Below are 20,815 nucleotides of genomic sequence, written 5' to 3'. Positions count from 1 at the left end.
AAAAACGATGAAAAATATAGAAGAAAGTGCAATTATTTATAAAAAATTATGCTTTAAATATTGTCATATTTGCTTCTTTAAGATATCCTTTTCATGAAGAGGTGGAAAACATGGAAAAAGTACTAGTTTTCGGGCATAAAAACCCAGATACAGATGCAATTTGTTCTGCAATTGCTTATGCAGAATTGAAAAAAGAATTAGGAATGAATGCTGAGCCTGTACGTTTAGGCGAAATCAGCGGTGAAACTCAATTTGCGTTAGACCATTTTAAAGTAGAAGGACCGCGTTTTGTTGAGACAGTTGCAAGCGAAGTGGACAACGTTATTTTAGTTGATCATAACGAGCGTCAACAAAGTGCTAACGATATCGAATCTGTTCGTGTGTTAGAAGTTATTGACCATCACCGTATTGCTAACTTTGAAACAAGCGATCCTATTTACTATCGTTGTGAGCCAGTTGGTTGTACAGCTACAATCTTAAACAAAATGTACAAAGAAAATGGCGTTACAATTCGTAAAGAAGTTGCAGGTTTAATGTTATCTGCAATCATTTCAGATTCTTTACTATTCAAATCTCCAACTTGCACAGAGCAAGACGTAGCAGCAGCTCGTGAATTAGCGGAAATCGCTGGTGTAGATGCTGATAACTACGGGTTAGAAATGTTAAAAGCTGGTGCTGACTTAAGCGGAAAAACAATGGAGCAATTAATCTCTCTTGACGCTAAAGAATTCCAAATGGGTAATGCAAAAGTTGAAATCGCACAAGTAAACGCTGTTGATACAAACGACGTTCTTGTACACCAAGCGGAACTTGAAAAAGTTATCTCTGCAGTAGTAGAAGAAAAAGGTTTAGACCTATTCTTATTCGTTGTAACTGATATCTTAACTAACGATTCTGTCGGTCTTGCGATCGGTAAAGCAGCAAACGTTGTTGAGAAAGCATACAACGTATCTCTAGAAAACAACACTGCTACTTTAAAAGGTGTTGTATCTCGTAAAAAACAAATCGTACCAGTATTAACAGAAGCATTCCAAGCTTAATTTTATTGAGTACAGATACACAGCAAGGACAAGTAGTCGGATTGGCTACTTGTCCTTTTCTATCTCTAAAAAACAGAAAATTAAATTTTTAAAACGGGAGGATTGTGTATGCTTAATGATTTGGAGAGTAAATTACATTCACTTTTAGAGCGAAATATGACTTCTGTTTCAGAATTAGAGAGTTGGCTTTTGGATGAACTGCGTGTAACCGCTGAAATAGAAGAGGAGATAACAAGTAGTTTAATTGCCACGTATAGAGATACAAATGACAGAAATAAACGTAATTTACATATGTATAATCAAAATACAATTCAACCACTTTTAAAAAGATACAATGCGAAATTTAACCAGAAATTTAGAGAGTCTCCGTTTTCCGACTTATTAAATGAGCAGAAATACGGTTTTATGAAAAAAGCAAGATTGGTAAAAAGTAAAATGTTTAATGACAAGAACGTTGCTCTTTCCATTAAAGAGCAAAAGCTTATTACGAAATATAGAGAAATAATGTCTAACATATCTATTAATTGGAAAGGAGAGCAAAAGACGTATGCATATGTAAAAGCAAAGCTAGATAACCCCAATAGAGCTATTCGCGAAAAAGCTTGGTACGCTTTATGTGAAGCAAGAAGTATAGTGAAAATAGAAATAGATTGTATTATGAATGAACTCATACAATTGCGGAATGAGATCGCTTTAAATGCAGGATTTAATAATTATAGTGAGTATGCTTTTAAACAAAAAAATAGAGATTATAGTATTAAAGAGTGTTATAAGCTTCATGAATCTATAGAAAAGTATGTTGTACCAATATGGGAACAGTTGGGGATTCTTTCTAAAAACAATCTCGGTGTAAAAAAATATCGCCCTTGGGACCTTACTCCATGTAAATTACCAAAAGCTCCATTCCAAAATGCAATTGATTTATTGAATGGGGTGGAAGAAATATTTCGGAAGACAGATTTATATTTTTATGAGAAATTTATTCATATACGAAGAACGGGATTAATTGACGTAGAAGAACGTGAAAATAAAGCACCGGGAGCTGCTTGTTTTACCTTTCCTCATAGTAAAGAGGTTTTTGTGTATTCTAATTTTAGTCCATCTTTTTATGCAATTAACGCGCTAATACATGAAGTGGGGCATGCATTTCATTTTTATAAACAATTTAACAATGATAGTAGCATGCAAGAAAGATATCTTCGTGAAGAGGTAGCTGAGCTTTATTCCCTAGGTCTTGAGTTGCTAGTAATGGATAAGCTCAATATCTTTTATAAGCAAGAGGATGAATATAAAGAAGTGCAGCGCATACAATTATATCGTGCTTTGTCTTTATTAATGTCGTCCATTGCAGGAGATGTATTCCAGCACTGGCTCTATACAAATCCAAACCATACACCAGAAGAACGTGATAAGAAATACGCTAAAGTATGTAAAAGGTATCAATATTCACCAGTCAATATTGCAGGATTAGAAGATGAAATCGGTGCAAGCTGGTTAGAGTCATTTCATTATGTTCAGTTACCTTTCTATAAAATTGAATACGCAATTGCGCAAATAGGAGCAATGCAATTGTTTCAAATTTATCGAGAGGATCCAAAAAAAGCGATTGCTTTCTTTAAAGAGGGAGCGAATGCAGATTGGAATTTACCTATACAAGAAATATATGAAAAAACAGGTGTTACGTTTGACTTTTCGGAAGAAAGGATAGAAAGTACTGCAAGTGTAATTTTTGATCAAATAAATGAATTAAAATAAGGATAGCATTTGCTATCCTTATAACTGTTTATTCGTAGATTTTTTCTTGTTTATATAAAATGTAATAATTGCAGTAATGAGAAAAATAGGTATAGCATATGCTTGCCCAACAAACAATTTCCAGCCAATATGATTATAGCCTTCAGATGTTGGAGCAATCATAGTGATTACGCAAACGATAATATAGAGTACTAGTGCAGGGATTATATTTTTCATTTGTTCACCCCCATTTCATAAAATCATCACATGTATATTTATATAATACATTATAAATTGAGATAAGATATAGGTTTATCTAATATTTATGTAAATAAAAGGGTTGTTTTTAAGTGGAATAGAATAGGTGTATGTAGAATGATATAGGGGTGTTATATATAATGAACAATATATTAAATCGAATAAAGAAAGATATAAATATAGAATTATTGAATGGGCTATGGCCTGGTTTTAAGAGGGCTGCATTTGCATTATATGATGATGAGCATGTGTATGTATTTCATCATCCATTATTTTTGAAAGATGATGGTGAGTATGCCATTTTAAAGTGGGATGACCAATTTAAAGGTGATACACTTATTCTATTCAAAGATTATCCGACTGCCATTGTGAATATGAATAGGTATAAAGATTATGAAAGTTTATTTGCGGTTGTTGTGCATGAACTTTTTCATTGCTTTCAATATTTGAATAAAGAAAGTAGATTTCCAAATGAATCTCTAGGATTTCTATATCCTATTTTAGTAGAAAATATACAATTGCGAAATAATGAACGAATGTGTTTATATGATGCTGTGCATTGTAAGTCACAAGCTGAGAAATATAATTATATTAAGCAATTTATTGAACTAAGAGAGCAAAGAACTAGTTTTATGAAAGAAGAGTTTATAACATATGAGTGTATGGTTGAAAGTATAGAGGGCCCTGCTTGGTATGTTGAAATGAACGCCCACATTGCAGTATGCGAAAAGGATGAAAGTGAAACAATACGAAAATATAGCGGACTTATTTTAGATGCATATGAAGCTAATTATAACATTAGGAAGAGCTGCTATAGCTCAGGAATGCTTTTATGTTTATTATTAGATGAAATCCATCCTGAATGGAGAACGAACTTCTTTAATAGTGATAAATCGTTATATTCTTTTTTAAAACAAAATATAAATGTGGATTTGAGTTTTAATAATGAAATTGCAATAAGTAAGGAAACGAAACAAATCCTTCATTTTGTTCAAAACGAAAGAGACAAGGATTTTAAACAATTCTATAAAGAAAAAGGGTATCATCTGTATATTGTAGGGGATATAAAATTAAATTCGTTTAATCCGATGAATGTAAAATTAAACAAAAATAAAGCGTTACATAAAACCTTTTTAAGTGTAAGTATACATAATAAAACATATATGATAAATCAACCTGTTTTAGCATCTTTTGAAGAAGATTTTAAAAATATGAAACAAGTTCATATTATAATGAATGAAAAGCCAATAGAAACAAATAATGGATGGAACGTAGTAGGGATTGGATATATAGAAGGTGAGTATGAAGAAGTAGGGAATTCTATATTTTTATATTTAAAAAGTTAGAAGTGAGGTAAGAAATAACGATGAAAAGGTTATGCATAATTCCATGCGGAAAAAAGAAGATTTGGGATAAGTATCCAGATTACGGACCGATGGAGGCAAAAGATGTATATATTAGTCCATTCGGAAAAGCATGTCAGGCGTATGCAACTATGTTTTTCGAGAATTGGGTTATCTTATCGGCGAAGCATGGATTTTTAAGACCAAATGATATTGTATTAGAAAACTATGATCTTGCCTTCGATTCAAAGAGTGATGAAATTATTAGCATGGAACAATTAAAACAACAGATGATTGAAAAAGACTTGTTTCAGTTTGATGAAATTGTTTTACTTGCAGGCAAGAAGCATAAGAAAGTAGTGACACAATTATATGCAGAAGAAATTATTACGTATCCGTTAGCAGGGTGTAAAGGGATTGGGTATATGTTGCAGAGGTTGAAAGGGGCTGTGGGGGTAGGGAAGGAACTATAGAGAATAGCTGTTGAATGTGATAGTTGGTCACAAGATTGGTCACATTTTTATTATCTTTTCAAGTTCATCAGATATTGACTTATCCATACTCGGTAAAACATGCGAATAAATATCTAACGTAGTCTTAATCGATACATGTCCCAAGCGTGAAGAGATTAATTTCACATTTACGTTTTGTTCAATTAACATCGTCGCATGTGTATGTCTTAAGTCATGAACTCTAATTTGCGGTAAACCAACACGTTTAGTTGTTTCTTTGAAGAAATGACGAAAGTTACGCGGGATGATAGGTTTACCTTGTTGAGTACATACAACTAAGTCAAAGTTATTATATTCAGCTTCAAGCTGTTTCTTCTCACTTTCAATTCTATCCCTATGAGAAAGTAATTCATCAACGAGTATCGAAGGGATATGGATGGACCTTATACTAGAATCGTTTTTTGCCCCAGTTTTTATTTTAACATCTTGTGTAACAGTTTGTTTAATGTGAATTATGCCATTTGTAAAGTCTATATCACTCCATCTAAGGCCGAGAGCTTCACCTTGCCGACAACCCGATAACGCAATGATTACATAGCCTATACGACACCGTGTAACGCTCTTTAACGTGCGTGATTTACTAATAAATTCAGATACCTGTTCTGTGGTCCAAATATTCATTTCTCTCTTCTTAATCTTAGGCAACCTTGTTCCTTCAGCTGGATTATCTTTAATTAGTTTCATTGTCTTTGCTCTTTTTAGAGATCCATTAATAATTTGAAAAATTAAACGGATTGTCCTAGGAGCATAATGATTGTCAAGCACTATTAATATTCAAAAATATGAGTCTCGTACATGGCGTTCAGCATTCGTTCACTATGCAGTTGATTGGAATGAAACTATTCAAATTGCTGATACAAAATACATTGCTTATGGTGCAGGACCAGGCGCAAACAAAAGATTTGTACATGTAGAACTTTGTGAAACGACTAATTATGAAAAGTTTAAACGTTCCTATGAAAAGTATGTTAGATTACTAGCTAAAATTTTAAAAGATAATGGTTTATCTGTAGAAAAAAGTTTATGGACTCACTATGATGTAACGAAGTATCATGGCGGTACAGACCATGAAGATCCACTAGATTATTTGCGTAGTCATGGCGTTTCTGAATCTCAATTCAGAGCGGACGTGCGACGCGCGTATAATAATGGTGATGTATCAGTTCCAAATAAACCTTCTAATCCAGGTAAGCCGACTTCAAATGTGGAAGGAATTGCGTATGTTTTAGGATACAATGTGAATCTTCGCAAGGGGCCAGGAACAGATTATTCGGTTATTCGTCAATTAAACAAACCTGAAGCATACCAAGTATGGGGAGAGAAAGATGGATGGTTAAATCTTGGTGGAGACCAGTGGGTATATAATAACTCGTTTTATATCAAGTTTGAGAAGAAAGAGTCAGTTAATACGATTGCAGGGAAACGTGTTGTGTCTAAAGCGGACAATCTACGTTTCTATGATTCTCCTTCTTGGCAGGATAAAGATGTTGCTGGTACATTAGATGCAGGCTTAGGATTTGCAATTGATAAAAAAGTAATGGTGAATCGTTTTCCACAATATCGTGTACATAATTCTAAAGGGAAGACATTTTATATTACTGCTAGTGAGAAGTATGTGAGTGTGAAGTAATAGTAAAAGCCGACTCAAATTGATATGAGTCGGCTTTGTTAATTACAACTTTATTCTTTACTGTTTATAGATTCTTTTAGTGTTTCAAGTGTCTACTTTAACCATTCTATAGGTGTTAAATTTAAACAGTGTATTTAATATATGTTTTCATTTAAATGTTCAATTTATTTAATAACTTTTCTATTCTCTTTAATTCATTATTACTCTGTTCTGCAAGGTATTCATCAGGACATTCTTTTAATATTTCAAAAAAGTTTTCTGCTCCTTTTAATAAAGTTAATAATAATTCATCTTTATTAAAACGTGTTTTTTCTCCTGCAATAGATAATAAAATTTGCTCTTGCGAAATAACCTGCATTTTTACCTCTAAAGGTTGGTCTGGAAAATAAAAACTTACATCGTTTTTATTTTCAAACAATTCTTCAATTGCATTTATGAAATATGACCATAACTGATCAATCATATCCCATTCTTTAAATCCTAAAATAGTATTTCCATAATAGTTTATTATTATTGCACCTTCCATATAATCAAAATCAATAACCAGTTCTAAACATTTCGTATTATCAAAATCTATGAAATATTCAAGAAAGTTACTTTCGATATTATCTAATGAAGTTATTATTTTATCATTTTTTATATATGATTTTACACTAATCATATTAACGTCTCCTCGGATTTCTATTTAGGATATAATTGTCCTATTCTGCCATTTTTAAATCCAACAATATATGTTATTCCATCTACTTTCCCCTCAATTTGATACATACCTTTTGTTCCTTTAGAAATAATCGTATCTCTATTCTTACTGATAACTTCTCCTGCTATATTTTGTATATCAGATATCGACAAATCTTTGTTTAAAAATGATTGTTCTTTTTTTACTGAACCATCCCAATAATCTGGATGATGTCTTTCTAAAACATGTTTCATGCCTTTTTTATCAAACATTATGTTGTTTCCATCAACATTCCATTTTTTTGATGTGTAATTATCTAAATCATTAATAATTTTTTCTGGTTTGGCAGCTTTACTTGCCCCTTTACCAACACCAGAAGACGAAGAAGACTCGAATTTTTGAAGACTATCCTTGGCATTTTGAATCGATTTATCCCAAACCAATCCACCATGTACAACAGCACCAACACCAGCAGCTGTAGCAGCTGCATCTAATGGAAGAACAATTGGTGATGCTAACCCACCACTTCCTACTTCTGCGGCGAATGTTAAGAAATTAGCCCCACCTATGACCGAAATACCTTCAAAAATTTCTACAATAGATCCTGCCGTTGATATAACATGTCCAGTAAATCTTCCAGCTTGATAAGTTGCTTCGCTTTCTAATTTATCATTATCAGGTGGTGTTAGTCCAATATAGTCTTCAGCTACTGCACTACCAGCGCCTTGTATAAAGTCCCAGGCACCTTCATAAATATCTTCGACACCATGTTTAAACTTATCTAGTAAAGATTTATCTTTTTTCTCACTATTTAATGGACCACACATTGCTCCTTCTTCAATTGAACTACTATTTAAAAGATCGTCGGCCTGACGCTTCCTATCTTCTTCAATCGCCTGAATGGAAGTCGTCCACTCCATATTCAATTCTTGTGTACTAAACGTGCCACTTGCAGGACTAAAGCCTTTTCCACTTTGGACTTCGGCAAGACCAGTAGCAATACTAACTGCTAGTTGAAGAGCCGTACTATAGTTATTACTGGATGTATATTCAAATTCATGTAAATGCTCTAGTTTTTCTTCAAGTTTTTTTCTCATCGCAACTAAGACTGCAACAATTGCGTCTATTCCAGGCATTGGCATAGCTACATCTACCGCTTCTATACTTGCAATCGATTGATTGATTTCCTGTATTTGTTCTCTTATCTCTTGTTCGATAACATCAGTTGAAGCTACCTGTGATTGAAATTGACTTGGAAAAGCATCATTCTGACGGATTAATTCTTCACATAAATAAATGATTCCTTGCGCTAAAGGACGAAAGGTTTGAACAAAAAATGCTTTTGCACTGCTATATGTTTGCCCTTGTAACACAGTATCAGTTGCAAAAGCATCAATCGACTGAATGGCTTGTTCCATACCTTGAATGGTAGCCGTACATACAGCATTCATGCTTTGAGTTTGGCTTTGTACTTCGCCCAAATACATATTTAAACTCATGCATTGACCTCCCTTGCTAATTGTTGTTGCTGGTAGGATAGGTCGTCTTCTAAATCACTAAGGTCTCGTCTTTCTTTAAGCAATGTTTCTTTTTGATTTTCCAATTCGAATGTAAGTTTTCGTTCGATGTGTTGTGCTTCTTGACGCATATTCATAAAAAAATGAGATAACTCTCTATCGCCGTGCCAAGTTTCTAGAATTCGGTTAAATAAACGATTACTTCGATTTCTCCATTCGTGAAAATCTGCTTCCGCGTGTTCTTGAGTTTGAATTGCAGATTGATTCCGATCCTGTGCTTTGAATACACTTTGTAATTTTTGATTCAATTGATTGATTTGTTTTTCAATATCTTGACTCATCTTTTTCCTCCTACCGTTTTACTTTTACGAAGGTGGTCACATTAGCGAAAAGTGTTGTGAAGTTCGTGATCCATTCTCTCGAACTCTTTAGCTACCAAATGAATGTTATCGACCGCTTGTTGAAAGGCGGCGGAAAATTGTTTCGTCAAATCTAAAAGTTGTTGGTTCGCTTCTTGTGCTTTTGAATTAACAGAAAGTGTAGTACGCGTCGCCTTTTTTATAGAGCGATTTGTTGCACTTTGGATGGTATCCGACGCTGCTCTCATCTGCGTAGCAATTTGTTGTGCCGATTGAAAATTACTTTGAAATTGTCCCATCGTATAAACCCTTTCTATATTTCTATGAACGTATTAAAGAAGGGGAGTGCCTAGTATGTATGTCCATTATCCTATTGTTCTTTATAGGAACTCTCCTGGGAAAATATTGCAGATATAATTATAACAATAAATGGTTAAAATTTCCTCAAAAAATGTGTTTTACAACATATGTGTTTGTTATAGTTCTCAATAGGTAATGTAGTATAACGTAGAGGTAAAACACTAAGGGGAGAGTAATAAATTGATGTTAATATTTTAAATTATAATGATATTTTTCAATGGTAAAAATCGATAATTTAGGTACTTAGTTGAGACTATCCCAATCCTGTTTCATAGTGTGACTAAACAAGTTATAATTAAATTATAGATGAACAGAAGGGGATGGCTCGATGGAGAAAAATAGTGAGTTGTATAAGCATTTAAGCTCAACCGGATATTCAAAAAGAATAATGAAATATCAACTAGAAACCTATTTAAGATTAAATATGGGTATTGTGCGTAAGATACAAAAGAAATATGGGCATAACGATCAAGTAATGATAGCGATAATAGATTACGTATTGTATATTTCTAAAGGAATTCTTTATCTTCGATATATAGAGTATCTTTCTGCTATGATTATTGGCGAAAGAATTGATTCAATGAAAAATTTATTAAAGTACTTATATAACGTGAAACCGTTACAGCAAGAAATAGAATGCAGGTTGGATGTCAAATAAAACTAATATCTGTTTCTAGGCAATGTTACAGTAAATGATGGAACTATATCATTATGGAGGAATAAATAGATGATAAAAGAAATATCCTTATTTGATTTGAATGAAATAATTGATAATAGAAAAGCTGCCTTCCTTTGTGGTAATGGATTTAGTATGAATTTCGATAGTGATTTCGGAAATATATTTAACAGGTTATATGATGCTCATAAAGAAATTATAAAAGGTAATGCAGAATATAAAATTAAAGCGAATTCACTATTTGAAAACAAATGTAAAGGTAATTATGAAAATGTTAAAATGCTGTTAGAGGATGCTTCTAGTGAGAAAATAGTAAAAATATTCAGCGATGCATTGATTTTTGCAGAAAGCATACAACAAAACAATAGATTAATTGATGAGTTATGGAATAGAAATTTAATTAAAAAACTTGTTTTTGGATTAAGTGAACAAGATATTTTAAATCAAATTTGTAAAATAGGACAAGAACTAGGTATAGAACGTATTAATATTGAACACTGGACAATCCTTATTTATTTTTATTTTGCTATCCAGCAAGTAAAGCCATCTTATTATGAATTTCCAGAAAATAATTTATTTTTAAAGGCGATAGATATTGGCGATGAAAATTCGAATGAAGCAAAGGATGATATAACTTCAAGAGTAATCACTAATGGCTTTAGTACATATTATCGTATGCTGTTTTCCATTGTTATTTTTGCAAATGGAAAGAGTGTGGACCATAAATTATTAAATAAAATCAACGAGATTTCGATTTCTGGAATAAACGATTTTCTGCAGAAATTTGAATGCCTGTGCTCTTTGAATTATGATCACATATTAGAGAACATAACGAAACGTAACGTAGAGCACTTTCATGGAGAATTTATTAAAGATGAGAAAGAATATGTGTTTAGTCAAAGTTATGGATTGAGTTATACTGATGGGTATATTAGTTTTTCTGATATTTTGATAGGCGACTATTTTATATTTAAATCGTTATTACCAATAATATCAAACTTTGCCATTAAGAGTAATCCTTATAATAAAAAGACAAAACCATTTTCTAATAGGATGAATGATGTTATTCTAACAAATGCAATTGATACATTTTTTATATTTGGCATGAATATTGAAAATGATCAACATGTAATTAGAAACATTATGGTATGTCTTCATAGTGCAGGTATTCGAAAACCGAAAATAGTGTATTCTTATTTCAACGAAAAAGAAAGAAATGCATTTGTAGAACAATTTGAAGCTGTAATTACTTTTGGGGAAGAACTTAGCAGTTATGCAAAAAATATAGAAGTGAATTATATTAAGACACAAGATATATTAAATGCGTATTTTTATAAAAATGAAATAGTTGAAGAATTATTAAATTAATGTGGTACTCACCAATGATTCTTTATCTCCATTAAAATAGAAAAAAGGCTTAGGATTTGTTCTCCTAAGCCTTTTTTTATGGAAATAATCATGTCAAATAGCAAATTATTATTTAAATAGCGATCACATTTTGGTCACAAAACTGGTCGCAAATCTTAAAAATTCAACCCTTTCGTTAAATTAAACACCTCCACAAACCCTGTAATAAAGCCATTTCTCATTACGTACCCATTAGCAGGGTGTAAAGGGATTGGGTATATGTTGCAGAGGTTGAAAGGGGCTGTTGGGGAAGGGAAGGAACTATAGTAGAAAACTATTCGATGTTGAATCTTTAGAGTTTGTATATTTAGAGCATGCTCCATCTAATATAACAGCTCGACAAAGAACAGATAATAGAATTTTCTTAAAAATTTATCCTCCTACATGTATAAAATATATTTTTGGTTTATAGTATAACAGATTACAAATAATCATTTTACAAAAACTTTTAAAAAGATTTGTTTTCAGTAAGATTAGCTATACTAAAGAGTCAAAACTAGACTAGTAAACAATCCTTTTTATACTTTCAAACATAGAATATGATGAATACTATTGAAGGGAGAGTCATATTCATGGGAAACAATTGTCGTTGTAGACAGTTCCGGGATTGTAATAGATTTTGGGATGATCTAATGTTTGGAAGATGTAGACGTAGAGATTGTGATGATTGTGGTTGTAAACGAAAACGTCATTGTGATTGTGATGATTGCCGTTGCAATCATAAACGTGACGATGATGACGATAAATGCCGAAAGTGGTAATTTTTTTGAAAGAGTACTTATAAGTAAGTACTCTTTTTGTATATCAACCTTTTACATTCCATCCTGAACTAATTTCCTTTCAATTTCCCATGAATCTCGCTTTTTAATTGTAATAGCGATATTAGTTCCAGTATACTCCTTATAAAAAATATATCCATTGTTTGCGTTCACATATGTCAATGGTTCACCTATGCAATCTCGCGAACAAGATGTATTAATTAGCTCGATTAATGATAGTTCGCTCGGATCGGTTTTACTTACATCTATAATAGTATCAACGTCTATTTTACGGTAACCTTGTAAATTCACATGGAAACTTTGTTCAATTTCACCTGTAATGCTAGTATTCATTACTTCAACAGAATTTTTCTTTTCTTGAAGAAATCCGTTTTCATAAAGTAATTTTGTATATCCAAGCCATCCAATTAAAACTAGCATAATAAATATACTAGATATTTTAAGTGTTCGAAGCCGTTTACTAACAATCGTTTCTGAGTATTTCATTTAGTTTAATCCTCCAATGTTTTTAATTAAAAGTATGCCTAGATACATACTTTTAGAAGAAGGATAGAAGTTAATGAGTTCTGGATTCAAAAAAGAAAGCATCCGAAGTTAGATGCTTTCTTTTTTTAGTATTTTTCGCTATCTGTTCGTTACTTGTTTCATAAGTGGCCTAATTTCTTTAACGGGTGGTTTTTTATCATAGGCATCAACGTAAGAGAAATAGTAATTTAAGTTTCTGAGAAGACCTTTTCCTATTTTAGCGCTCAAGAACGGAAATACTTGTCCAGTATAATCATCGAGAGATTTACAGTAATATTTTTCATCTAGATAAATACTGTATTTACATGTTAGTTCTACTAGTGAGTTCCCTTCATCATCAATTACTTCTTTAGAATCAATAATGTCTATTAATGCGAATTTTTCATTCAGATAAACTTTCTTCTTTTTCTCGTGTTTATTTGTGAGGATAAATACGAGACCAATGGCGTTAATCAAAAGATTTCCTCCTATAAAAAACGGATATTAATAAAATATATCGATATACGTTAAATGTAAAGAGGAGAGGTGAAATTTCATTGATAGAAAGTTTTATAAACCGATTTGTTTTTTTAAATCGGCTTATTATTATTGAAACACTTGTGGGAATTGTTTTACGATTGCATTTGTTAGCATATCAGCCATTTCTAATGCTTCTTTTTCAATTTTATCGTATAGTTTTACGCTTGCTTCAAAATCTTTATTTAGGAAGGCAAGCGCTTCTGCTTTCGTAAGTGCTAAATGTTCATAAAACATTTTTCTGAATTCTTCTTTTTCTATATATGGGTTGATGCTAGTAAGAAACGCCACAATTTCATCACCATTAGCGTACCATTTTTTCTCTATAGCGGCAGCTGCATTTTGATCACCTGCTTTTGCGGCTTTAACTAGATCCGCTGCAATGACTAAGTGATCTTTAATTAGTGCACTATATTTTTTTACAGCATCTTCACCATAGAATGGTTCAAGTGACAGTCCCATATGTGTTGCATTTTGAAGAAGTCGCCCAACTGTAACGTTTACGTCTGGTAAATTAAAGACAATGCTAATAATAGCTAATCTCGTCCAAGCGACATGTTGTTCCCATAAAGAACGCATATAACCTTTTAAAAAGTTCTCGTTTTTACTAATTCGGTAATTACGTACGGATGTATCAAAGTGTACATAAGGGTTATGATAGGGGGAGTAATACGATTGCCAATAAGAATACATAAACGGTAACACTCCTTTGAACATGTATAACTCAAAGTATGATGGGAATTTATTTTTAGTTACGTGTCCTAAATTAATTTCAGAAATTGATATGGAAAAAGATGAAGAATTTTATTGCGATATATACAAATAAAATGAATATAAAAATAAACAAGGCTCTGCAAGGGAAGTTGCAGAGCCTCAAAAGGGTATTGCCGAGATGTCGGACTCGACTAAGTAATGTTATCATAAAATTCTATTTAAAAAACCTGGTAAATGTGTCCAAATGAAAGTGGATCTTTAATAAAGTCAAAGAGATCAGCTTCCCGCAGCAGATCCCGTTAACTAGATAATGTTGATGAGCAAAAACTCATCTGGAGTACTTTTATAGTAATAAGTGAAATTCGTTTTGTGTATGGAGAAAAAAAGAATTACTTCAATAAATGTTAAGAACTTATATTTTACATCTCGTTACTATTATCATTTGTTGTGAGTGGAGTATGGTTATAAAATAGAGAAAAGATATACAGGTGTATCTAAAAGTGTACTGAAATATATAATAATCAAAAAAGACCTGCTTTTATAAGCAGGTCAACTTAAGGGGTTTATCCAACAGAATATTTCATATGATAACATCTGTATTATAGTAATTCTATAAGGTATATATTGAGAAAATTATTATGGATAATATATCACATACACATTAACGTTTAAAAAGTTGAGAAAGAAAATGGAAAAGCTTTCTATAAGAAAATAATGGCTGGCATTTATAATACGATTCATATTTCCACGCATCATGATTCGAAAATTGGAGTTGGTTCGGTACTGTTTTCTGCTTGATGGGACTAATATTCTGCTGCTTCATATAGTAACCTCCTGAATTCATATGTATAAGATTAGTAGTATTCAAGGAAGAGTAATAAAATGTACATTTATTTTGCAATTCATTTTATATGCGCTTTATTTTTGTTTTAAAATTTATAAACATAAATAGCCATTAAAACACCGTTGCTAAACAACCTTTAAAACGTAGAAAAGCATAAAAAATGAAAAAGCAAGCTGTTAGTCATGTATTCATCACTTTCATGACGCATAAGTGATGATATAATAGGAATAGATGAAAGATATAGAAAAGCAGGTGACTCTTTTTTGTTTACAAAAGCACAAGAACTTTTAGCGTCTTATTTCGGTTATTCGTCATTCCGAAGAGGACAAGATGAAACAATTAAAAATGTATTAGATGGGAAAGATACGGTTTGTATTATGCCTACGGGTGGTGGTAAGTCAATTTGTTATCAAATTCCCGCATTAGTATTCGAAGGAACGACATTAGTTATTTCACCTTTGATTTCACTTATGAAAGACCAAGTAGATACATTAGTACAAAACGGTATTTCAGCTACTTATATTAATAGTTCTATTTCAATTACAGAAGCGAATCAACGCATTCAATTAGCGAAACAAGGACATTATAAGTTACTTTATGTAGCGCCTGAGCGTCTTGATTCAATGGAGTTTGTTGACCAACTTATCGATATGAAAATCCCAATGATTGCAATTGATGAGGCGCACTGTATTTCGCAGTGGGGACATGATTTCCGTCCAAGTTATTTACATATACATCGTATATTAGATTATCTTCCAGAAAAGCCGCTTGTATTAGCTTTAACTGCGACGGCAACACCACAAGTTCGTGAAGATATTTGCAACACGCTTGGAATTAATCAAGAAAATACGATTATGACAACGTTTGAGCGCGAGAACTTATCATTTTCTGTTATTAAAGGACAAGATCGTAATGCATATTTAGCGGATTATATTCGTCAAAATCAAAAGGAATCTGGGATTATATATGCAGCTACTAGAAAAGTAGTTGATCAGTTGTATGAAGATTTAATGAAAGCGGGAGTTTCGGTATCAAAATACCATGCTGGTATGAGTGATACCGATCGAAATGAGCAGCAAGAACTCTTTTTACGTGATGAAGTGAGTGTAATGATAGCGACATCTGCATTCGGGATGGGGATTGATAAATCGAATATTCGTTACGTTATCCATTATCAACTGCCAAAAAACATGGAAAGTTATTACCAAGAAGCAGGACGTGCTGGACGTGACGGATTAGATAGTGCGTGTATATTGCTATATTCTTCTCAGGATGTGCAAGTACAGCGCTTTTTAATTGATCAATCGACAGGTGAATCTCGATTTTCAAATGAACTTGAAAAACTGCAAAATATGACTGATTATTGTCATACAGAACAATGTTTACAATCATTTATTTTGCAATACTTTGGAGAAGAACCGAAAGAAGATTGTGGCCGCTGCGGAAATTGTACGGACGACCGGGAAAGTATCGATGTGACGAGAGAATCACAAATGGTTCTATCTTGCATGATTAGAACGAACCAACGATTTGGAAAACAAATGATTGCACAAGTTTTAACTGGTTCGAAAAATAAGAAAGTTATTGAATTCAATTTTCATACTTTACCAACATACGGGTTACTATCAAATCGTAGCGTAAAAGAAGTTAGTGAATTTATTGAGTTTCTAATTTCAGATGAGTTAATTGCAGTAGAACATGGTACGTATCCAACATTAAAAGTTACGGAAAAAGGGAAAGAAGTATTATTAGGTAAAGAGAATGTTTTACGTAAAGAACGAGTAGAGACAAGACAAATTGTTCAAGATCATCCTTTATTTGAAGTACTGCGCGAAGTACGTAAAGAAATTGCGCAAGGAGAAGGTGTACCTCCATTCGTTATTTTCTCTGATCAAACGTTGAAGGATATGTGTGCAAAAATGCCACAAAGTGACTCTGAACTTTTAACTGTGAAAGGGATCGGCGAACATAAACTTGTGAAGTATGGTTCTCACTTCTTACAAGCAATTCAGCACTTTATTAAGGACAATCCAAACTATGCTGAAACAGTTAAAACAGAAGTGGTGACAGAGCGGAAAAAGTCAGGGAAAGCTTCAGCAAATTCTCATTTAGAAACGTATGAAATGTATAAACAAGGCATTGATCTAGATGAAATTGCGAAAGAACGTGGCTTATCAAGACAAACAATTGAAAATCATTTAATTCGCTCTTTTGAAGATGGAATGGAAATAGACTGGAACAGTTTTGTTCCTGCAGAATATGAATCACTGATTGAAACTGCCGTGCAAAATGCAGAAGGTGGTCTGAAATCGATTAAGGAACAACTTCCAAATGAAGTGAGTTACTTTATGATTCGTGCATATTTACAATTTAGAAAGTAGAGATATATAAAGGGGATAGGGGAATGCATCACGTTTTCGTGTATGGCACATTAAGAAAAGAGCAAACGAATGCTCATTTTATGCAAGGTGCAATATGCATTGCAGACGGAGCATGGACGTATGGGAAATTATTTGATACAAACGAGGGGTATCCGGCAATGATTTGTTCAAATGAAGACAAAGTATACGGAGAAGTTTATGAAGTAAATGAGGTTATTCTGCAAAAATTAGATGAACTTGAAGAATATACAGGTAATGCAGAAAGTGATTTATATGACCGAATCACCGAAACGATTTATTTAGGAGATAGAATAATACGTGCATTTGTGTATGTCGCTCAAGATAAAGAGATGCTAAAGAAAGTTATCATTTCTGGTGATTGGGTAGAGTATCAACAAGAAAAATAATAGCAGCCATAGAGCAGATAGTGGGATCATTCATTATCTGCTTTTTATATTGTTACTTTAAAAATTCTTATTATTTTGATAAAATTGTAAATATAGAGAATAATAACCTTTTTTCATGGGTGTCAGAAATTTAGTTTCTCACCTGTAGAAGAAAAATCTATTGCAGGAGGAGAATAATAATGAATGAATTAGATGTGAGAGAATTTTACGAAAAACAATTCGAACTATCCAATTACGATATTAATACAGAAAACTGGTTAGAACAGGTTGCGAAAGAAGTTCAAGAACAAATTGGACATCCATTTCAGTCAATGTTAGAACTAGGAGCAGGAAATGGTGGATTTGCAAGGGCGATGTCTAAGTTACAAGTAAAAATGACTACTGTTGAGCTTGTACCAGAGTTAGTTATGTTTGCAAAAGAACATTCTACTAATGATATAGATATTCATTGCGCTGATTTTTATAAAATTAATTTTGAAGAAAAGTTTGATGTTGTTAGTTATTTAGACGGATTTGGTGTAGGATCAGATGATGAGCAATTGATTCTATTAAAACGGATTAAAAACTGGATGAAGGATGATGGATGTGCACTTATTGATATTTATCAACCACTTTATTGGAAAAAGGTAAGTGGACAAGAAATGACCTTAAGTGCAGCTATGCGAAAATACGAATATGATCGTATAAATGAAAGAATGTTAGATCATTGGTGGCATCCTAATAATCCAAATGATATAGTTACACAGTCTTTACGTTGTTATACGGTAGATGAGATTAGCAATCTATGTGCTGAAGCTGGATTAAGTATTGTAGGGTTCTTCCCAGGCGGAGCATATGATTTTGAAAAACGAAAATATAAAGAATTAGCAACTTTAAATGAATGTTTGGCGTACCGAATTAAAATAAAGAAGAGTAGAGATTAATCTCTACTCTTCTTTATTTTAGAAAATTCTTACTAAAACTATTGACTTTATAAATGGATTTTTAATACAATTGTATTTCGACTGAAAAATTAGAACGGACAGGAGGGAATCATCAAATGAACAATATTTTTGAAGAAGAGTTACAAAGGATGAAAGATACATTACGTACGATGGATGATCAATTAGAACAGCTCGAAAACATTCCGGTTTATTATGGAGATGATTTTAAAGAACAAATTCTAGAAAGTATGAGAGAATCTAATAGGCAAAATTTACGTATCGGTGTACAAGAACCATACTTTGGAAGATTAGATTTTCAAGAGGATGGCAAGGAAGGTGTTATGCCGATCTACATCGGTAAAGTAGGTGTTTCACATAAAGACACAATGAAACCAATTGTAATAGATTGGCGGGCACCTGTTGCAAGTATGTTTTATTCATTTACCGGCGGTGATGAATTAGCGTTTTATCAATCTCCAGACGGATTAGTAGAAGGTGATGTGTATTTAAAGCGAAACATCTCTATTCGAAAAAGAGAACTAGAACGTGTTGTTGATACATATGTAAAAGGAAATGAAGATGTCTCACATGCCGATGATTTTCTTCTATATCGATTAGGTGAGAATAAAGATAATAAACTAAAGGATATTGTTTCGACAATACAATCGGAGCAAAACGATATTATTCGTGCGGAAAGAAACTTACCATTATTAATTCAAGGGGTTGCAGGAAGCGGAAAAACAACGATCGCTTTACATCGCCTTGCTTTTTTAATTTATGAATATCGTGAACAATTAGAAGCTGAGAGAATGATTGTATTCGCTCCGAATAGTCTGTTTTTAGACTATATTTCGAGTGTGCTTCCTGAATTAGGGGTAGGGAATATTAGTCAAACAACATTTCCAGATTGGGCATTACGTACGTTAGATGATTCTGTGAAACTAAAGCAAACAGAAGAAAAGTTGAAAGAAGCCTTTTCTATTAATCGTGATGAAGAAAAGGTTATGCTCGGTAAATTGAAAGGCACGCTGGAATTTAAGTCCTTTATTGAAGAGAGAATGGTTCAATTTGAAAAAGAATTAATACCAACAAGTGATTTTGAGGCATGGGACAAAGCTATTATTCCAGTAGAAGACATAAAAAAATGGATGCAAGTTGAATATAAACATTATCCATTAAAGAAAAGAAGAGAAAGATTAGTCGGCCGAATGAAGCGCTGGATTGAAATTGAACTGAAAAAGTATGGAGAAACAAACGAGAAGAAATTATTAAAAAAAGAAGCGACAAAGAGATTGAACACATATATGAAGTTTTGGCCGAAAATGAGCCCACTTTCACTTTATAGTTCAATATTGAAAAGTAAAGAAATACTCGAAGTATTGCCTGAAGAACTTGTGAAAGAAACTGAAAAGAGTTGTCGTAAAAAAGAAGTGTATGTAGAAGATTTACCAGCTTTAATTTACTTACATCACCGCATAACAGGTATTGAAATCGGACAGAAATTCCATCACGTCGTTATTGATGAAGCGCAAGATTTCTCACCATTCCAAGTGTATGTATTAAAAGAAATTACACTAGGTAATTCTTTCACTATATTAGGTGATTTATCTCAAGCAATTTATGATTATCAAGGGATTGAAGATTGGGGTGCTTTTAAGGAAGTATTCCAAGAAACAGGTTATTATGAACTGACGAGAAGTTATCGTTCTACAAAAGAAATTATAGAATTTGCGAACGAAATAATTAAAAACGCAGAGATTCCAGTTGGGCTCGCAACACCAGTTTTTCGCAGTGGTGAAAATGTTAAGGTAATCCATGCAGAAGATCAATTTAATGAGATTATGAAGACGTTAAAACATCTACAAAACGAAGATGTGAAAACAATTGCGGTAATAGGGAGAACAGAAGATGAATGCCGCGATATATATGAGAAATTAACAAAAGCAGGATTGGCCGTAAACGTCATTGAAGCAGATCAAAGTAAATATGAAGGGGGTATTTCAGTAGTACCTGTATATTTGGCAAAAGGGCTAGAATTTGATGCTGTTCTATTAATCGATGTTGATGAAGAACATTATAAAAATACGAAACATGATGCGAAGTTACTATATGTCGGATGTACAAGGTCACTTCATGATTTATGGATTTTCCATAGCGGGGAAGCATCGCCTTTAATTAAAGGAATAAAAAAGATATGAAAAACAAGAGGCG

At 32.7% G+C, this 20,815-nt stretch carries 22 protein-coding genes and 1 pseudogene; 13 read left to right on the top strand and 10 right to left on the bottom strand.

The genetic code is table 11. From position 1 onward, the window contains the following. The first annotated feature begins 110 nt into the window (after nucleotides 1–110). Entirely contained in the window at nucleotides 111–1,040 is a 930-nt protein-coding gene (ppaC, locus tag ACLBWW_RS13470; protein ID WP_000416840.1) for a manganese-dependent inorganic pyrophosphatase, read from the top strand. A 108-nt stretch (nucleotides 1,041–1,148) separates the two neighbouring features. Continuing rightward, the gene (locus ACLBWW_RS13465; protein WP_098221988.1) at nucleotides 1,149–2,795 is read left to right on the top strand and encodes a M3 family oligoendopeptidase; all 1,647 of its coding nucleotides are present in this window, start codon (nucleotides 1,149–1,151) and stop codon (nucleotides 2,793–2,795) included. An 18-nt stretch (nucleotides 2,796–2,813) separates the two neighbouring features. Here ACLBWW_RS13465 and ACLBWW_RS13460 read toward each other — a convergent pair whose 3' ends face one another. Then, on the bottom strand, nucleotides 2,814–3,011 hold the full coding sequence (locus ACLBWW_RS13460; protein ID WP_098076153.1) for a DUF4017 family protein: 198 nt from the start codon (nucleotides 3,009–3,011) through the stop codon (nucleotides 2,814–2,816). 161 nt (nucleotides 3,012–3,172) lie between these two features. On the opposite strand from ACLBWW_RS13460, the gene ACLBWW_RS13455 reads away from it, so the two are divergent. Together ACLBWW_RS13455 and ACLBWW_RS13450 are read left to right on the top strand one after the other, a co-directional pair. Further along, entirely contained in the window at nucleotides 3,173–4,378 is a 1,206-nt protein-coding gene (locus ACLBWW_RS13455) for a peptide ABC transporter permease (protein WP_142402249.1), read from the top strand. Between the two features lie 20 nt (nucleotides 4,379–4,398). Beyond that, nucleotides 4,399–4,848: a DUF6884 domain-containing protein gene (locus ACLBWW_RS13450; RefSeq protein ID WP_098067966.1), complete on the top strand. Its 450-nt coding sequence runs from the start codon at nucleotides 4,399–4,401 to the stop codon at nucleotides 4,846–4,848. A gap of 39 nt (nucleotides 4,849–4,887) precedes the next feature. Here the strand turns inward: ACLBWW_RS13450 and ACLBWW_RS13445 are convergent, their stop codons facing one another. After that, nucleotides 4,888–5,571 carry a tyrosine-type recombinase/integrase gene (locus ACLBWW_RS13445; RefSeq protein WP_098047706.1) on the bottom strand — a complete coding sequence of 228 codons (684 nt, stop codon included), beginning with the start codon at nucleotides 5,569–5,571 and terminating at the stop codon, nucleotides 4,888–4,890. A 70-nt stretch (nucleotides 5,572–5,641) separates the two neighbouring features. Here ACLBWW_RS13445 and ACLBWW_RS13440 point away from each other — a divergent pair, with 70 nt between their 5' ends. Then, a complete protein-coding gene (locus ACLBWW_RS13440; RefSeq protein WP_098047705.1) occupies nucleotides 5,642–6,517 on the top strand; it encodes a peptidoglycan recognition protein family protein in 876 nt (291 codons plus the stop codon). A gap of 151 nt (nucleotides 6,518–6,668) precedes the next feature. On the opposite strand, the gene ACLBWW_RS13435 is transcribed toward ACLBWW_RS13440, so the two are convergent. From ACLBWW_RS13435 to ACLBWW_RS13420, 4 genes are read right to left on the bottom strand one after another with little or no spacing between them, the layout of a single operon-like run. After that, on the bottom strand, nucleotides 6,669–7,178 hold the full coding sequence (locus ACLBWW_RS13435) for a hypothetical protein (protein ID WP_048547399.1): 510 nt from the start codon (nucleotides 7,176–7,178) through the stop codon (nucleotides 6,669–6,671). A 20-nt stretch (nucleotides 7,179–7,198) separates the two neighbouring features. Further along, a complete protein-coding gene (locus ACLBWW_RS13430; RefSeq protein ID WP_048547398.1) occupies nucleotides 7,199–8,695 on the bottom strand; it encodes a T7SS effector LXG polymorphic toxin in 1,497 nt (498 codons plus the stop codon). Next, on the bottom strand, nucleotides 8,692–9,054 hold the full coding sequence (locus ACLBWW_RS13425; RefSeq protein WP_098047704.1) for a DUF3958 family protein: 363 nt from the start codon (nucleotides 9,052–9,054) through the stop codon (nucleotides 8,692–8,694). The genes ACLBWW_RS13430 and ACLBWW_RS13425 overlap by 4 nt, the downstream gene beginning before the upstream one ends. Nucleotides 9,055–9,095: 41 nt before the next feature. After that, nucleotides 9,096–9,371, bottom strand: a complete 276-nt coding sequence (locus ACLBWW_RS13420; RefSeq protein ID WP_048547393.1) for a TIGR04197 family type VII secretion effector — start codon at nucleotides 9,369–9,371, stop codon at nucleotides 9,096–9,098. Between the two features lie 389 nt (nucleotides 9,372–9,760). Here ACLBWW_RS13420 and ACLBWW_RS13415 point away from each other — a divergent pair, with 389 nt between their 5' ends. From ACLBWW_RS13415 to ACLBWW_RS13400, 4 genes and pseudogenes are all read left to right on the top strand, one after another. Further along, complete coding sequence (locus ACLBWW_RS13415) at nucleotides 9,761–10,090, top strand: hypothetical protein (RefSeq protein WP_098047703.1); 330 nt, start codon at nucleotides 9,761–9,763, stop codon at nucleotides 10,088–10,090. Between the two features lie 69 nt (nucleotides 10,091–10,159). After that, a complete protein-coding gene (locus tag ACLBWW_RS13410) occupies nucleotides 10,160–11,476 on the top strand; it encodes a hypothetical protein (protein ID WP_048547389.1) in 1,317 nt (438 codons plus the stop codon). A 216-nt stretch (nucleotides 11,477–11,692) separates the two neighbouring features. Continuing rightward, nucleotides 11,693–11,782, top strand: a pseudogene (locus ACLBWW_RS13405) (DUF6884 domain-containing protein); the annotation flags it as partial. A 305-nt stretch (nucleotides 11,783–12,087) separates the two neighbouring features. Further along, a complete protein-coding gene (locus ACLBWW_RS13400; protein ID WP_088096646.1) occupies nucleotides 12,088–12,276 on the top strand; it encodes a hypothetical protein in 189 nt (62 codons plus the stop codon). Between the two features lie 51 nt (nucleotides 12,277–12,327). Here ACLBWW_RS13400 and ACLBWW_RS13395 read toward each other — a convergent pair whose 3' ends face one another. The 4 genes from ACLBWW_RS13395 to ACLBWW_RS13380 all read right to left on the bottom strand — a co-directional run bounded on the left by ACLBWW_RS13395 (nucleotide 12,328) and on the right by ACLBWW_RS13380 (nucleotide 14,872). Further along, nucleotides 12,328–12,780: a hypothetical protein gene (locus tag ACLBWW_RS13395; protein ID WP_048547387.1), complete on the bottom strand. Its 453-nt coding sequence runs from the start codon at nucleotides 12,778–12,780 to the stop codon at nucleotides 12,328–12,330. Between the two features lie 138 nt (nucleotides 12,781–12,918). After that, a complete protein-coding gene (locus ACLBWW_RS13390; RefSeq protein ID WP_000606238.1) occupies nucleotides 12,919–13,275 on the bottom strand; it encodes a hypothetical protein in 357 nt (118 codons plus the stop codon). A 129-nt stretch (nucleotides 13,276–13,404) separates the two neighbouring features. Then, on the bottom strand, nucleotides 13,405–14,028 hold the full coding sequence (locus tag ACLBWW_RS13385) for a hypothetical protein (protein ID WP_048547385.1): 624 nt from the start codon (nucleotides 14,026–14,028) through the stop codon (nucleotides 13,405–13,407). 682 nt (nucleotides 14,029–14,710) lie between these two features. After that, complete coding sequence (locus ACLBWW_RS13380; RefSeq protein ID WP_048547384.1) at nucleotides 14,711–14,872, bottom strand: hypothetical protein; 162 nt, start codon at nucleotides 14,870–14,872, stop codon at nucleotides 14,711–14,713. Between the two features lie 284 nt (nucleotides 14,873–15,156). Between ACLBWW_RS13380 and recQ the strand changes: the two genes are divergently transcribed. The 4 genes from recQ (at nucleotide 15,157) to ACLBWW_RS13360 (ending at nucleotide 20,802) form a co-directional block, all read left to right on the top strand. Beyond that, a complete protein-coding gene (gene recQ, locus ACLBWW_RS13375; protein WP_447614069.1) occupies nucleotides 15,157–17,274 on the top strand; it encodes a DNA helicase RecQ in 2,118 nt (705 codons plus the stop codon). 23 nt (nucleotides 17,275–17,297) lie between these two features. Continuing rightward, complete coding sequence (locus ACLBWW_RS13370) at nucleotides 17,298–17,681, top strand: gamma-glutamylcyclotransferase family protein (protein ID WP_048547381.1); 384 nt, start codon at nucleotides 17,298–17,300, stop codon at nucleotides 17,679–17,681. Nucleotides 17,682–17,860: 179 nt separating this feature from the next. Continuing rightward, a complete protein-coding gene (locus ACLBWW_RS13365) occupies nucleotides 17,861–18,604 on the top strand; it encodes a class I SAM-dependent methyltransferase (protein WP_048547379.1) in 744 nt (247 codons plus the stop codon). 116 nt (nucleotides 18,605–18,720) lie between these two features. Then, nucleotides 18,721–20,802 (top strand): HelD family protein, encoded by a 2,082-nt coding sequence (locus ACLBWW_RS13360; RefSeq protein WP_048547378.1) that lies wholly within the window; start codon nucleotides 18,721–18,723, stop codon nucleotides 20,800–20,802. Nucleotides 20,803–20,815: the final 13 nt, after the last annotated feature.

Source organism: Bacillus sp. M5A3_1b (genome assembly GCF_053345335.1).
The sequence above is the reverse complement of the archived record's forward strand: the minus strand, read 5'-3'. Positions and strand labels throughout refer to the sequence as shown.

Bases quoted from the DNA above. Each gene is read 5' to 3' on its own strand.
- ppaC (WP_000416840.1), top strand. From the start codon at position 111: ATGGAAAAAGTACTAGTTTTCGGGCATAAAAACCCAGATACAGATGCA.
- ACLBWW_RS13465 (WP_098221988.1), top strand. From the start codon at position 1,149: ATGCTTAATGATTTGGAGAGTAAATTACATTCACTTTTAGAGCGAAAT.
- ACLBWW_RS13460 (WP_098076153.1), bottom strand. From the start codon at position 3,011: ATGAAAAATATAATCCCTGCACTAGTACTCTATATTATCGTTTGCGTA.
- ACLBWW_RS13455 (WP_142402249.1), top strand. From the start codon at position 3,173: ATGAACAATATATTAAATCGAATAAAGAAAGATATAAATATAGAATTA.
- ACLBWW_RS13450 (WP_098067966.1), top strand. From the start codon at position 4,399: ATGAAAAGGTTATGCATAATTCCATGCGGAAAAAAGAAGATTTGGGAT.
- ACLBWW_RS13445 (WP_098047706.1), bottom strand. From the start codon at position 5,571: ATGAAACTAATTAAAGATAATCCAGCTGAAGGAACAAGGTTGCCTAAG.
- ACLBWW_RS13435 (WP_048547399.1), bottom strand. From the start codon at position 7,178: ATGATTAGTGTAAAATCATATATAAAAAATGATAAAATAATAACTTCA.
- ACLBWW_RS13430 (WP_048547398.1), bottom strand. From the start codon at position 8,695: ATGAGTTTAAATATGTATTTGGGCGAAGTACAAAGCCAAACTCAAAGC.
- ACLBWW_RS13425 (WP_098047704.1), bottom strand. From the start codon at position 9,054: ATGAGTCAAGATATTGAAAAACAAATCAATCAATTGAATCAAAAATTA.
- ACLBWW_RS13420 (WP_048547393.1), bottom strand. From the start codon at position 9,371: ATGGGACAATTTCAAAGTAATTTTCAATCGGCACAACAAATTGCTACG.
- ACLBWW_RS13415 (WP_098047703.1), top strand. From the start codon at position 9,761: ATGGAGAAAAATAGTGAGTTGTATAAGCATTTAAGCTCAACCGGATAT.
- ACLBWW_RS13410 (WP_048547389.1), top strand. From the start codon at position 10,160: ATGATAAAAGAAATATCCTTATTTGATTTGAATGAAATAATTGATAAT.
- ACLBWW_RS13400 (WP_088096646.1), top strand. From the start codon at position 12,088: ATGGGAAACAATTGTCGTTGTAGACAGTTCCGGGATTGTAATAGATTT.
- ACLBWW_RS13395 (WP_048547387.1), bottom strand. From the start codon at position 12,780: ATGAAATACTCAGAAACGATTGTTAGTAAACGGCTTCGAACACTTAAA.
- ACLBWW_RS13385 (WP_048547385.1), bottom strand. From the start codon at position 14,028: ATGTATTCTTATTGGCAATCGTATTACTCCCCCTATCATAACCCTTAT.
- ACLBWW_RS13380 (WP_048547384.1), bottom strand. From the start codon at position 14,872: ATGAAGCAGCAGAATATTAGTCCCATCAAGCAGAAAACAGTACCGAAC.
- ACLBWW_RS13370 (WP_048547381.1), top strand. From the start codon at position 17,298: ATGCATCACGTTTTCGTGTATGGCACATTAAGAAAAGAGCAAACGAAT.
- ACLBWW_RS13365 (WP_048547379.1), top strand. From the start codon at position 17,861: ATGAATGAATTAGATGTGAGAGAATTTTACGAAAAACAATTCGAACTA.
- ACLBWW_RS13360 (WP_048547378.1), top strand. From the start codon at position 18,721: ATGAACAATATTTTTGAAGAAGAGTTACAAAGGATGAAAGATACATTA.